Source organism: Acetobacter malorum (assembly GCF_001580615.1).
Lineage (GTDB): Bacteria > Pseudomonadota > Alphaproteobacteria > Acetobacterales > Acetobacteraceae > Acetobacter > Acetobacter malorum.
In genome coordinates this window covers 62,075-75,418 of sequence record NZ_LHZC01000044.1, presented here as the reverse complement: position 1 = coordinate 75,418, position 13,344 = coordinate 62,075, and the positions used below count along the sequence as shown (strand labels likewise).

Below are 13,344 nucleotides of genomic sequence, written 5' to 3'. Positions count from 1 at the left end.
ATAAAAAATGTTCAGGAAGGCGGGCCTTCCTCTTCAGGACCAGACAGGTCTAGCAGCATCTGCAGCACGCGCACACGGTCTGTCAGGCTGCCTGCGTCAAGCAATGCCTGTTTTTCTGCCGGAGGAAAAGGACAGATCATGGGAAGTGTGACCAGCAGGGTGTCATCTTCCATCTGTTCAATGATGGACCAGCGGGCCGATAACCCCTTCTGCCGGAAATAACGGCGCAGTGAGTCCAGCAGTTTTTCGCGGTTGAACGGTTCTGAAGGGATTTCGCTCAGATCGCTCACAAAGGATGAGACATCAATCCGCGCCTGCCGATACCCTCTGTGCAGACCTGTCTCCCGCAGCACCCGGAACCGAGCCACCCCACTCAGGGTGACGGCAAACGTGCCATCAGCCCGTTCCGTAAAGGAGGTAATGCGGCCCAGACACCCGATGGTGTAAAGCGGCGGTATCTTGCCCTCTTCATCTTCTTCCCCCCACAGAGGCTGGATCATGCCGATCAGCCTCTGGGATGCCAAGGCATCTTCCACCAGCGCTACGTAACGCGGTTCAAACACGTTTAGCGGCAGTTTGCCCCGGGGCAGCAGCAAAACGCCGCTCAAGGGAAACAGGCCGATTTCCGCAGGGATATCGGCCATGGTGAGGTCTGAAACTCTGGGGACGTGCCGCAGAATCTCGTCGTCAGGCAGGTAGGAAGCCAAGATCGACCTTATCAGGAAAACAGAAGAGATGAGAGGCGACGACGGGCCGCCAGTGTGGCCGGGTCATCATGGCCCCAGGCTTCAAAAAAGCGGAAAAGCTGCTGTTTTGCGGCACCCTCGTTCCAGTTCGGATCGGCTTTGATTACACGGAGCAGTTCGTCCGCGGCTTCTTCCCGCTTGCCAGCCACATTCAGGCCGGTCGCCAGTTCACACCGGGCAGCGTAGTCATCCGGGTTGGCGGCAAGGCGGGCGTGGACTTCTTCCATTTCCTGCGCGGCTTTGCGGCCTTCCTTTTTGAGTTCAAGGGCTGCGCGTGCCCCGGCAACTTCCGGTGCGTCCTTAATTTTTTCAGGCACGTCGGCAAGGGCTGCGTCTGCGGCCTCTTCATCATCCAGAGCCAGCATGGCGCGGATCAGCCCACCCCATGCCTTCGGGTTTTCAGGCTCTTCGCCCAGAACACCAGAAAACAGTTCCGCAGCGTGTGCGGGCTGGTTGGTTTCCATAGCCACAGCGGCTTCCTGCAACAGTTCCGTTGCGGGGAGCGAGCCACCCCCAGCGGCTTTTAGCACGCCTTCAACAAATTTCTTGATCTCGCTTTCCGGCAAAGCCCCTTGGAACAGATCCAGAATCTGGCCTTTCCAGAACACAGCCACCATCGGGATGGACTGCAGGGGCAGGCCAATCTGCGTCAGCTGGGCAGCGAGAGCGCGGTTGGCTTCAATATCAATTTTAACAAGCCGGACCTTGCCGCGAGCAGCCGTGACAACCTTTTCCAGCACCGGAGCCAGCTGCTTGCACGGGCCACACCAGTCTGCCCAGAAATCAACCAGAACGGGAATGGAACGGCTGGCTTCAATCACATCCTGCATGAAGGTGGCTTCTGAGCCGTCCATAATCAGGGGCGCTGATGCCTGAGGGGCGGCCTGCCCCTGTGCCAGCGGGTCCTGCATCAGGCTGCCGGAAGCCTGAGGGGCTTGCTGGCCAATAATATGGTCCATCTGGTGTCATCCTTAGCTCAAAACGATGGTGGATGGCGTGGGGTCCACCCGGCGGCACACACCGCATTATCTTCCTAAATGGTCAATCATGTGCCCCGGTGCAATGGGAATTGGCGCGAGACATCCCATATCAACACAGAAGAGGTGTCGGGCGGCCATTCCCTGATTGCATGGAGGGCGCCAAAGGCGGCATACAGGACAAAACAGGAACGGCAGCGGTATTTTATGGACAATCCATCTTTTCCCAGTGCTCAGAAACTCAGTGTGCGCGGGGCACGGGCGCACAACCTCAAAAATGTTGATATCGATATCCCGCGTGACTGTCTGACGGTGGTGACGGGCCTTTCCGGCTCCGGCAAATCGTCACTGGCGTTTGATACCATCTACGCCGAAGGCCAGCGCCGGTATGTGGAAAGCCTGTCTGCCTATGCCCGTCAGTTTCTGGAACTGATGGGCAAGCCGGATGTGGATTCCATAGAAGGGCTTTCTCCGGCCATTTCCATTGAGCAGAAGACGACGTCCAAAAATCCGCGTTCCACCGTGGGCACCGTGACGGAAATCTATGACTATATGCGTCTGCTCTGGGCGCGGGCGGGTGTGCCCTATTCTCCCGCGACTGGCCTGCCGATTGAAGCCCAGACCGTCAGCCAGATGGTGGACCGTGTGATGGCGCTGCCGGAGGGCACGCGTCTGCTGCTGCTCTCCCCCGTGATCCGTGACCGTAAGGGCGAATACCGCAAGGAACTTGGGGAACTTCAGCGCAAGGGCTTCACCCGTGTGAAGGTGGATGACGAGCTATATGAAATTGCCGACGTCCCGGCTCTGAACCGCAAGTTGCGCCATACGGTGGAAGTTGTGGTGGACCGTGTGGTGGTTAAAGAGGGCATTGAAAGCCGTCTGGCGGACAGTTTTGAGACCGCTCTGGGCCTGTCTGACGGGATTGCCTACACGGAAGAAGTGCTGAAGGACAAAGACGCCGAGCCGGAACGGCTAGTGTTTTCCTCGCGCTTTTCCTGCCCGGTGAGCGGGTTTACGCTGGAAGAAATTGAACCGCGCCTGTTTTCCTTCAACGCGCCGCAGGGGGCCTGTCCGTCCTGTGATGGTCTGGGGTCTGAAACGTTTTTCAACCCTGCGCTTGTCGTGCCGGATGAGTCTAAATCCCTGCGCAAAGGGGCCATTGCACCCTGGAAAGATGCAAAATCTCCCCTGTTGGAACAGACGTTGACCAGTCTGGCTGCGCATTTTGGCGTCAGCATGGACACACCCTGGAAAGACCTGCCGGAAACTGCTCAGGATGGAATTCTGAACGGCGTTGATGACAACATTGAGTTTACGTATCAGGATGGCCGAAAAAGCTACACGGTCAGCAAACCGTTTGAAGGCGTTCTGGCCAGTCTGGCCCGGCGTCTGGCCAACACGGACAGCATGTGGGTGCGGGAAGAACTCTCCCGCTATCAGTCCGAAAAGCCGTGCCATGTCTGCCATGGTGCGCGTTTGCGGCCAGAAGCGCTGTCTGTCCGTGTAGCAGATAAAACCATTGCGCAGGCCTGTGATCTGCCCATTGGCAAGGCGCTGGACTGGTTTGAGACTGTCATGCCAACCCTGACCCCGCAAAAAGCCGAGATTGCCCGGCGTATTTTGCGTGAAATTCAGGAACGCCTGACCTTTCTGGATGATGTCGGGCTGGATTACCTGACCCTTTCCCGCAGTTCCGCCACGCTGTCTGGCGGCGAAAGCCAGCGTATCCGGTTGGCCAGCCAGATTGGGTCCGGCCTGACCGGCGTTCTGTATGTGCTGGATGAACCCTCTATTGGCCTGCATCAGCGCGATAATGAACGTCTGCTTGGCACGCTGGAGCGTTTGAAAAAACTCGGGAATACTCTGATTGTTGTTGAACATGATGAGGACGCTATCAGGAGCGCAGACTGGCTGGTGGATATGGGGCCGGGCGCCGGTGTGAATGGCGGCAGGGTGATTGCTGCGGGCACGCCGGAAGAAGTTGCCAAAGTGCCGGAAAGCCTGACAGGCGCGTATCTGTCAGGCCGTAAGAGCATTCCCGTGCCGGAACACAGACGCCCGTATGACAAGAAAAAAGTTCTGACGGTGGAAGGCGCAACCGGGCATAACCTGAAGAATGTCACAGCACATTTCCCCTTAGGGACCTTTACGTGCGTGACAGGGGTTTCCGGCAGTGGGAAATCTACACTGGTGATTGATACGCTTTATAAAGCGTTGTCCCGCCAGTTGATGGGGTCTTCTCAGTCTCCCGAAGCTTATAAAGCGATCAAAGGGATAGAACTGCTCGATAAGATTATTGATATCGACCAGTCCCCCATCGGGCGTACACCACGCTCCAACCCGGCCACCTATACAGATCTGTTCACCCCGATCCGGGACTGGTTTGCGGAACTGCCGGAGAGCAAGGCGCGCGGCTACAAGCCGGGGCGGTTCTCCTTTAACGTGAAGGGCGGACGGTGTGAGGCGTGTCAGGGGGATGGTGTTCTCAAGATCGAGATGCACTTCCTGCCGGATGTGTTTGTCACCTGCGATACCTGTAAGGGCACGCGCTATAACCGCGAGACGCTGGACATCAAGTTCCGTGGCAAATCCATTGCCGATGTGCTGGCCATGAGCGTGGATGAAGCCCTGCCCTATTTCTCAGCGCAGACGCGTATCAGGGACAGGCTGGCCATTCTGCAAAAGGTTGGTCTGGGTTACGTCGCCCTCGGCCAGCAGGCGACTACCCTGTCGGGCGGTGAAGCGCAGCGCGTGAAGCTCTCCAAGGAGCTGGCGCGGCGGGCAACCGGACGCACGGTGTATATTCTGGATGAGCCCACAACCGGTCTGCATACGGAAGATGTCAGAAAACTTCTCGAAGTTCTGCATGCACTGGTTGATCAGGGTAATACCGTGATCGTCATTGAACATAATCTGGAAGTGATCAAAACCGCGGACTGGATTGTGGATGTTGGGCCGGAAGGTGGCGATGGCGGTGGCCGTATTGTTGCGGAAGGGACGCCTGAAGATATTGCGGCCTGTAAGGAAAGCTATACAGGCCAGTTTCTGGCTCCCCTGCTCAAACCTGCTCCGGCAAAAACCAGAAAAAAGAAGAAGTAAAACTGTGTCCGTAAAAAAGAAAAAAATCATGATTTCTCGGTCAGTTTTATCTGCTCTTGTTCTGGGAGGAGGCTTGCTTTCCGCACCGGCCTTTGCGCAGAGTGCGGGAAGCGTGCAGCCTGACAGCGAGGGCAATGCGGTGCTGTTTGAAAAACACACCTGGACAGAAATTCAGTCCGGTGTTGCCGCAGGGGTGACGACCATCATCATCCCTGTGGGCGGTACGGAACAGAGTGGCCCGTATATTGCTGTTGGCAAGCATAATGAGCGCGCCACGTATCTGGCTGAACAGATTGCCGAGAAGACCGGAAAAACACTGGTAGCTCCCGTTGTGGCCTATGTGCCTGAGGGGGGCACGTCTCCCCGCTCTTCCCATATGCGCTTTCCCGGCACCATTACCGTGCCGCCGGATGTTTTTGAAAAACTCCTTGTCTCTGCCGGGGAGAGTTTTCAGGTGCAGGGATTCAAACTGATTGCCTTTGTGGGGGACCATGGAGGCTACCAGAAATATATGGAAAAAGCCGCTGCGGTGCTTAACCAGAAATGGCATGGCACGGGTGCGAAGGCGCTTTATGTCAGCGGGTTTTATACCGTTATTGCACACCAGTATGCGGACTGGCTGAAGCAGCAGGGCTACGGGAAGGACGTGGGGCAGCATGCCGACATAAGCGATACCTCGCTGATGCTGGCGGTTGATCCTTCCATGGTGCGGCAGGATGCGCTGCGCCATTCCGGTGCGCCATCTGCGCAGGAGGGTATTTACGGGGGTGATCCGCGCAAGGCGTCTGCCTCGCTTGGGCAGGCAGGTCTTGCGATGCAGATTAATGCCGCGGTGCAGGCTATTCAGTCTGCCCGAGGGTTCTGAACACAATCTCTAAGAATAAGTCTCAATAAAAAAAGCCGAGTTGCCAGAAAGCCAAAAATAGACGCCTAATCACCCATGTGCTAAAGCCTCATCCCATGATGATGACAGCACAAGAAAGGGATGGGCTGTAATATTATGGTAGTAAAAAGACATCTGGCAGCCGCTACGGCTGTGTTTGTCGCTTTAGGCGCAGGGACCAGTCTGGCCGTTGCGCAGGAAGCCAGTCAGTCCCCTGTGCAGACAACAGCGCCGTCTGCTGCCCCGCAGCCTGCCCCGGCGCAGGTGCCTGCGTCGCAGGGTTCTTCCACTCAGCCGGTAGTATCTGCTCCCGCAGCACCGGCTGCTGTGCAGACCATTCCAGGCATGCCGCCGGTTATCAACCCGGCCAATTTGTATAGCGAGACCGCGCCGGATCATATCAATCCGGAAGTGGCACAGGACCCGGCCCGTGTTTACGTGCCCAACCTGCGCTCTAACGATGTGTCTGTGATTGACCCGGCGACATCCAAAGTGGTGGATCGCTTCCCGGTTGGTAAAAGTCCGCAGCATGTTGTGCCCTCCTGGGATCTGCGCACTCTGTGGGTGACGAACAATGCGGAAGGCACCACAAATGGCAGCCTGACCCCCATTGATGCCCGCACAGGCAAGCCCGGGCCGGCTGTTGCCGTGGATGACCCCTACAACATGTATTTCACGCCCGATGGCAAATCCGCCATTGTGGTGGCCGAAGCCCGTAAACGGCTGGACTTCCGTGACCCGCATACCATGGCGCTCCAGCAGTCAGTGGAAACGCCAGACTGTAAAGGCGTGAACCACGCAGATTTTTCCATTGATGGACGCTACGCCATTTTCACCTGTGAATTTGGTGGCCATCTGGTGAAGGTCGATACCGTCAACAAAACGGTGCTGGGTTACTTGAAGCTTTCCAGCGGTGGCATGCCGCAGGATATTCTGATCTCCCCCAACGGTAAGACATTCTATGTGGCCGACATGATGGCCGATGGTGTCTTCATGGTGGATGGCGACAGCTTTAAGGAAATCGGGTTTATCCCGACGGGTGTGGGCACACATGGTCTGTATCCCAGCCGTGACGGCACGAAGATGTATGTCGCAAACCGCGGGTCTCACAAAATCCATGGTAAACCGCACAGCAAGGCGGGGGGCGTGACAGTCATTGATTTTGCAACCAACAAGATTGTAGCCAACTGGCCCATTCCTGAAGGTGGCAGCCCGGATATGGGCAATGTGAGCGCAGACGGTAAAACCCTGTGGCTTTCAGGTCGTTTTGACGATGTTGCCTATCAGATCAACACGGAAGACGGCTCCATGAAGAAAATTCCGGTGGGCGCAGAACCGCACGGTCTGACCGTCTGGCCGCAGCCGGGCCGCTATTCCATCGGGCATACCGGGATTCTCCGCTAAGCCTGATCAATGCGTCTGACAGCATGAAAAAAGCCCTTCCTCGGTATGAGGAAGGGCTTTTTTGTTAAGAGTGTTCAGGCATCAGGCGTTCAGGTAAATTGTCTTGGTCTGCACATAGGCTTCAAGACCGTATTTGCCATCTTCCCCGCCAAGGCCGCTATCTTTGTAGCCGTGATGGAAGCCCTGCGGTGCTTCGCCACCTTCACGGTTCACATAGACCTCACCAAAATTCAGATCAGTGCTGATGCGCATGATCTTTTTCAGATCCTGCGTGAAGACATAGGCGGACAGGCCATAGCGACAGTCATTGGCCTGACGCAGTGCGTCCTCAAAGTCCGTCACTTTTGTCAGCAGCATGACCGGGCCGAAGACCTCATTCTGCACAATATCCATGCCTTCCTTGACGTTGGTCAGCAGAGTTGGGGCGTAGAAGAAGCCTTTGTCATACACGCCACCCTTCAGGCGCTGACCACCGGTTTCCAGTTTGGCACCTTGAGAGACAGCTTTTTCAACCATGGCATGAACTTTTTCCAGTTCCTGCTCACTGACTTTGGGACCCATATCAGTTGCTGCGTCCAGCGGATTCCCGACTTTCAGAGCAGCAATCTTTTTGCTGACCAGATCAGCAAATTTATCATACACGGCGGCATGCACATAAGTGCGCTCGTTACTGGTGCAGACCTGCCCGCCATTGGTAAAGCGTGCCAGCACGGCAGCTGTAGCAGCTTTGTCCAGATCAGCATCATCCATGACAATAAACGGTGCCTTGCCACCCAGTTCCAGCCGGACTTCTTTCAACGTATCGGCGGCGGCCGCCATGATTTTCTTCCCGGTCGCTGTGCTACCGGTCATGGTGATCAGCCGCACATCCGGGTGTTCTACCAGCGGGGTGCCAACGCCTTTGCCGTCACCGGGAACAACGTTGAGAACGCCTGCCGGGAAAACCCCCGCCTCTTCTGCCAGACGCGTTGCTTCCAGTGCGGCAAGCGGCGCCAGTTCATGCGGTTTGATGACGATAGTGTTGCCTGCAGCCAGAGCCGGACCAACTTTGCGGGCGAACAGAGCCAGCGGGAAGTTCCATGCAGAAATACCGCCGATCACACCGTGCGGGATTTTCTCAATCAGGATTTTCTCACCCGGGCGGCTGCCCGGAATAATGTCGCCTTCCAGCCTGCGGGTGTTTTCAGCAGCAAAGCGCAACAGCCCGGCAGCAAAGCCGACTTCCGTTTTTGCTTCCTTCAGCGGCTTACCCATTTCACTGGTAATAAGATGCGCGAGACGATCAGCATTTTTTTCAATCAGTGCCTTGAAGGCATAAAGCGCATCGGCCCGTTCTTCAGCCGTTTTGCGGCTCCATGCCGGAAAGGCTTTGGAAGCTGCTGCGACGGCTGTTTTTACATCCTGTTCCGCGCCGTTAGCGACCACAGCAACAAGCTCTCCGGTTGCCGGGTTGCGAATGTCGAGCGTCTCACCGCCGCTGGCTTTGGTCCAGGCTCCATTGATAAACAGATTATAATGTGGCGTGTTTTGTGAAGTTGGCATTAAAAATCACCTTTTTGAAGCAGTTGGAAACATCAGACGCTCAGTTGATCCTGTTTCCAGAAGTTACTGATGAAAACGTCTGTGCTGTTGATGGTTCCATCCTTCCACAGGTCGTCATGCAATGAAAAGTGATTATGAAAGAGTGAAATGCTCACATAAAGTGATGATATCATGTATGCGCCAAAGCTCTCTCATCTCCGGTTTTTCTGTGCCATTGTCGAAGCAGGTTCCATTGCGGGGGCTGCACGCCGTATGCATTGTGTGGCGTCCAATCTCACCATGCGGTTGAAGGAACTGGAAGCTGATCTGGGTCAGGATCTTTTTATCCGTGACCGTAAAAAACTACTGATCACACCAGCAGGACGCCTTTTTTATAAGGAAGCAAAAGATATTGTCAGCCGGGCGGAGCGCCTGCCGGAATTATGGTCTCAGGGGCAGCCTCGCGGCATTCTGAATGTGGGCGCGCTGGATGTAGCGTTTCTTAGCCTGTTGCCCCGATGCGTGCCCGATTTTATGCGCGAACATCCGGGGATTCAGCTCAATATCTTGAAAAAACCAAGTTTTAGTCTGGAAAGAATGTTGGGGAGCGACGAGATCGATCTGGCGCTGACGGATGGCCCGGTTGAAAATACGCTGCTGGAAGGCACATTTGCCTTTTCTGAAACGCTGCATCTTGTGGTGCCTGAGCATGTCAAAAAAATTACGCCAGAGCTGATCGAGCAATCAGATATTTATCTGTTCAATAAAGACTGCTTTTACAGGCGTCGTGCTGAACAATGGCTGGACGAGAAAGGCTACCATCCCCACTCAATTCTGACCCTGGAATCCTATGATCTGATCCTTGAATGCCTCAGCACGGGAGCCGGCCTGTCCTGCATGCCGGAAAGTGTCATTCGGCAGTTCCGTGAAAGAGGACAATCCCTCAAGACGTTCAGACTGGATGGGATGGGCCCGACAGATGTGTATTTTGTCTGGAGAAAACACGCAAAAAGTCAGATTATAGAGACGTTTATTGAAATGGCGCAGAAACTTAAAAAATAATTTCTATCAGGAGAAAATCTGCACTGCGGGGTACCTTTTGTGCTCATGCGTGTGCGGTCTGTCTACCGTGGTGAGGCCTGTTGCCTCCGCAGGGTGTGAGACGGGGGCGGAACGACATGAGTGGAGAGGTTTTTCAGGCCTCGACAGAGTTCGGCCAGAGTGCTTCATAAGCGTAATGAAATATGCGCATGGTCTGACGTCAAAAGGCCGTCAGAGTGTGATGCATCCGTTTGGAGAACTGGCTTATGTCGTTACGGAACCGCTTTTTATCCAGCGTTGGGCTGACTGCCCCCTGCCTTACTCTAATGGCGCTGGCGTGTGCTTCACAGGGGGTGGCGGCTGAGGCGTCTGCTCAGCCGCAGCCCATGCCGCTCCCGCTTCCGCCCGCCGTGCCCGCACCGCAGGATGTGCCCTTTGGCAGCACGATTGCTCTGTCTGTGGATGGCACGGACCTAGCCCGGCATATCCTGAGCATGAAGGAGACAATCCCCCTTCCGACCCGTATTGCGCAAAAGGGTGGCGATTTTGTTCTGCTCTACCCTATGTGGCTGCCGGGTAACCACTCCCCCAGCGGCACGATTGATCAGCTTGGTGGGCTGACCGTAAAGGCGGATGGCAAAATCATCCCCTGGCTGCGGGATACGGTAACGGTCAGCGCGTTCCATATTGATGTGCCACAGGGCACAAAGCAGCTTGAAGTCTCTTACCAGCTGCTCACGCCGGTTTCCCCCAAAGTGGGGCGTGTGGTCATGACGGATACGATGGAGAACGTGCAGTGGTCTGCTGTTTCTCTCTATCCGGCGGGATATTTCACCCGGCAGATTATGGTGCATCCGAGCGTGACTTTCCCGGCAGGCTGGTCTTACGGCACGGCTCTGCGGTCTGATGGTACAGGCGCTGGCAGCAAGGTTTCCTTCCAGACGGTTTCATTCAACACGCTGGTGGATTCGCCCATTTTTTCAGGGAAGTATTTCAAAAAATTTGATCTGACACAGGATGACAAGGTTTCTGTCACGCTGAATGTCATGGCGGATCAGCCGCAGGATCTGGCTGCGACGGATGCGCAGATTCAGGCCCATAAAAATCTTGTCAAACAGGCAAACATCCTGTTTGGATCACACCATTACGCGCATTATGACTTCCTTCTGGCTTTGACAAACAAGCTGGGTGGCATCGGGCTGGAACATCATCAGTCCAGTGAAAATAGTGGTCCCAGAGGCTATTTTACGCATTGGGACAAGACCTTCGGGATGCGTGATCTGCTGGCACATGAATTTACCCATTCATGGAATGGGAAATATCGCCGCCCGGATGGGTTGTGGGCACCCGATTTCAATACGCCTCAGCGTGGCACGGGCCTGTGGGTGTATGAAGGGCAGACACAATACTGGGGCTATATTCTGGCTGCCCGCGCAGGGCTGATGACGGTGCCGCAGGTGAAGGAAGCACTGGCTGAAGTCGCTGCTGTGTATGATAACCGGCAGGGTCGCCAGTGGCGTCCGCTGATTGATACGACCAATGACCCGATTATCGCCCAGCGTTCCCCTGAGTCCTGGAGAAGCTGGCAGCGGAGCGAGGATTACTATTCCGAAGGTCAGCTGGTCTGGCTGGATGCAGATACGCTTATCCGCAAACTCTCAGGAAATACAAAAAGCCTGAACGATTTTGCCAAGGCGTTTTTTGGGACCAACAACGGCAGCGTTGTTACCAGCACCTATAATTTTGATGAGATTGTAAAAACGCTGAATGCTGTCCAGCCTTATGACTGGGCGAAGTTCCTGCATGAGCGGCTGTACAACACCAGCACCCATGCCCCGCTGGATGGGTTTACGCGTGGCGGTGCAAATGTTGTCTATACTGAAAAGCCCTCAGAGTATGTAAAATCCTATTCTGATCTGCGGCATGTTTCAGACTTTATGTTCTCTCTCGGTCTGACTGTGAACAAGAAAGGCAGCGTGAGTGACGTGCTGTGGGGCAGCCCTGCCTGGCAGGCCGGGGTCACGCGGGATCAGGACCTGGTGGCTGTGAATGGTGTATCGTATGATCCTGACGCACTGCAGGATGAAATCACCACTGCAAAAAACAAGGATGCAGCCCCGATAGAGTTGCTGCTGCGGGATGGTGAGCGCTATCATACGGTATCTGTCACCTATCATGGTGGTCTGCGTTACCCGCATCTGGACGGCAATACGCAGCTTCTGGATACGATGCTTGCACCGCTGGGTGCGCAGAAGGATGCCGCTGGGTCTGCCGCGGGAAAATAATCTGATGCATTAAGGACCGGAAGAGGTTTTAGAAAAAGCCTCTTCCGGCCCGCTGCAAGGGGGACGTGTGAAAGAGTCTGGTTTGCCTGATCGTTATGAAAACGATGCAGCGGAGAAATTATCTCCTGAAAAACAGCTTTCTCCAGAACAGCAGGATCTGAAAAACGCCATCAAGGCGTTCTGTATCGCGCATCAGCATGATGAGCATGCTGTGTTTCTGATTGAAGGGGACGCAGGGACCGGAAAAAGCATCGTTATCAATTCAATTTTTAACGAAATACAGTCTCTTTCACGCTCATCTGATAAAAGCAGTCCATTCTGGAAGACGGACAACTACCTTGTTGTCAATCATCCGGAAATGATGAAGCTTTATAAAAATATTTCAGAATCTTATCCGGCTCTGAAAAAGAAAGATTTTGAGCGTCCGACAACATTTATCAATAGAATGCATAAGTCAGGAAAAAAGGCCGATATCATCTTTGTGGATGAAGCCCACCTTCTTCTGACAAAAAGCGACAAATACAATCACTTTAAGCAGGGCAATCATCTGGAGGAACTGATTAAACTCGCCCGAATTACGGTTCTGGTGTTTGATGAAAAACAAGTTCTGAAATTCAAGAGCTGCTGGAGTCAGGGGCTTCTGAAATCTCTGGTGCGGGGACTTCCCTGCCAGACATACCACCTCAAGACGCAGTTTCGTGTTCATGCCCATCAGGATGTGCTCGACTGGATTGAGGGGTTTTGTCAGAAAAAAATCCTCCCGATGCCGCAAAAACAGACGTTTGATTTACGGTTTTTTGCGGATGCGCAGGATCTCTATGACGCCATTAAAAAGGAAAATGCCCGCTACAGGCTTTCCCGCATGATTGCGACGTATGACTATCCCTATCGGCTGGATGGGGAGGACCACTTCATCCGCGAGGGCCGCTTTACCCTCCGCTGGGACCGCTCCAAACCGGATGAAAAGCTGCCTTGGGCAGAACGGCCCGATACGATTGATGAAGTCGGGTCTGTCTACACTGTGCAGGGGTTCGACCTGAATTATGTCGGGCTGATTTTAGGCCCCTCCGTGCTGTATGACCCGGTAACAGACGGCATCCGCATTGATACCAGCCGGTATGAAGATGGCGCGGCCTTTACCGGGCGTGATGGGCTTCAGGACCCGGAAGGCACAAAAGAGCGCATTATGCTGAATGCCATCAATGTGCTGATGACGCGTGCCGTGCATGGGCTGTTTATTTATGCGAGCGATCCTGCCCTGAGAAAGCGGCTCGTGCAGATGCAGGCCAGCCGGGATGCCGCGTAAAAAAGCCCGCAAGGCGGATGCACGCCTCCTGCATGGCAGATCGGCTCATCCGGCGTGGAGTTGCTCGCCAAACGTTTTTCTC

Annotated in this window: 9 protein-coding genes; 6 read left to right on the top strand and 3 right to left on the bottom strand. The window is 54.8% G+C overall.

The window, feature by feature from the left end; translation table 11 throughout:
- Positions 1 to 11: 11 nt before the first annotated feature.
- Positions 12 to 644 (bottom strand): LON peptidase substrate-binding domain-containing protein, encoded by a 633-nt coding sequence (locus tag AD930_RS05555; RefSeq protein ID WP_156476874.1) that lies wholly within the window; start codon positions 642 to 644, stop codon positions 12 to 14.
- A gap of 74 nt (positions 645 to 718) precedes the next feature.
- Positions 719 to 1,705 (bottom strand): tetratricopeptide repeat protein, encoded by a 987-nt coding sequence (locus tag AD930_RS05550; RefSeq protein ID WP_061505418.1) that lies wholly within the window; start codon positions 1,703 to 1,705, stop codon positions 719 to 721.
- Between the two features lie 225 nt (positions 1,706 to 1,930).
- Between AD930_RS05550 and uvrA the strand changes: the two genes are divergently transcribed.
- The 3 genes from uvrA to AD930_RS05535 all read left to right on the top strand — a co-directional run bounded on the left by uvrA (position 1,931) and on the right by AD930_RS05535 (position 7,109).
- Positions 1,931 to 4,822 carry an excinuclease ABC subunit UvrA gene (gene uvrA / locus AD930_RS05545; RefSeq protein ID WP_061505417.1) on the top strand — a complete coding sequence of 964 codons (2,892 nt, stop codon included), beginning with the start codon at positions 1,931 to 1,933 and terminating at the stop codon, positions 4,820 to 4,822.
- Between the two features lie 28 nt (positions 4,823 to 4,850).
- A complete protein-coding gene (locus tag AD930_RS05540; protein WP_061505455.1) occupies positions 4,851 to 5,687 on the top strand; it encodes a creatininase family protein in 837 nt (278 codons plus the stop codon).
- Positions 5,688 to 5,822: 135 nt separating this feature from the next.
- Positions 5,823 to 7,109, top strand: a complete 1,287-nt coding sequence (locus tag AD930_RS05535) for a YVTN family beta-propeller repeat protein (protein WP_061490519.1) — start codon at positions 5,823 to 5,825, stop codon at positions 7,107 to 7,109.
- Between the two features lie 81 nt (positions 7,110 to 7,190).
- Here the strand turns inward: AD930_RS05535 and aldA are convergent, their stop codons facing one another.
- A complete protein-coding gene (gene aldA, locus AD930_RS05530) occupies positions 7,191 to 8,651 on the bottom strand; it encodes an aldehyde dehydrogenase (protein ID WP_061505416.1) in 1,461 nt (486 codons plus the stop codon).
- A 171-nt stretch (positions 8,652 to 8,822) separates the two neighbouring features.
- Between aldA and AD930_RS05525 the strand changes: the two genes are divergently transcribed.
- From AD930_RS05525 to AD930_RS05515, 3 genes are all read left to right on the top strand, one after another.
- Positions 8,823 to 9,692 carry a LysR family transcriptional regulator gene (locus AD930_RS05525; protein WP_061505415.1) on the top strand — a complete coding sequence of 290 codons (870 nt, stop codon included), beginning with the start codon at positions 8,823 to 8,825 and terminating at the stop codon, positions 9,690 to 9,692.
- A gap of 245 nt (positions 9,693 to 9,937) precedes the next feature.
- Entirely contained in the window at positions 9,938 to 11,956 is a 2,019-nt protein-coding gene (locus AD930_RS05520) for a M61 family metallopeptidase (RefSeq protein ID WP_373320436.1), read from the top strand.
- 82 nt (positions 11,957 to 12,038) lie between these two features.
- Positions 12,039 to 13,262 (top strand): DUF2075 domain-containing protein, encoded by a 1,224-nt coding sequence (locus AD930_RS05515; RefSeq protein ID WP_061505413.1) that lies wholly within the window; start codon positions 12,039 to 12,041, stop codon positions 13,260 to 13,262.
- The last annotated feature ends 82 nt before the right edge of the window (positions 13,263 to 13,344 follow it).

Excerpts from the sequence above, each read along its gene's own strand:
- AD930_RS05555 (WP_156476874.1), bottom strand. The coding sequence starts at position 644 with ATGGCCGATATCCCTGCGGAAATCGGCCTGTTTCCCTTGAGCGGCGTT.
- AD930_RS05550 (WP_061505418.1), bottom strand. The coding sequence starts at position 1,705 with ATGGACCATATTATTGGCCAGCAAGCCCCTCAGGCTTCCGGCAGCCTG.
- uvrA (WP_061505417.1), top strand. The coding sequence starts at position 1,931 with ATGGACAATCCATCTTTTCCCAGTGCTCAGAAACTCAGTGTGCGCGGG.
- AD930_RS05540 (WP_061505455.1), top strand. The coding sequence starts at position 4,851 with ATGATTTCTCGGTCAGTTTTATCTGCTCTTGTTCTGGGAGGAGGCTTG.
- AD930_RS05535 (WP_061490519.1), top strand. The coding sequence starts at position 5,823 with ATGGTAGTAAAAAGACATCTGGCAGCCGCTACGGCTGTGTTTGTCGCT.
- aldA (WP_061505416.1), bottom strand. The coding sequence starts at position 8,651 with ATGCCAACTTCACAAAACACGCCACATTATAATCTGTTTATCAATGGA.
- AD930_RS05525 (WP_061505415.1), top strand. The coding sequence starts at position 8,823 with ATGTATGCGCCAAAGCTCTCTCATCTCCGGTTTTTCTGTGCCATTGTC.
- AD930_RS05520 (WP_373320436.1), top strand. The coding sequence starts at position 9,938 with ATGTCGTTACGGAACCGCTTTTTATCCAGCGTTGGGCTGACTGCCCCC.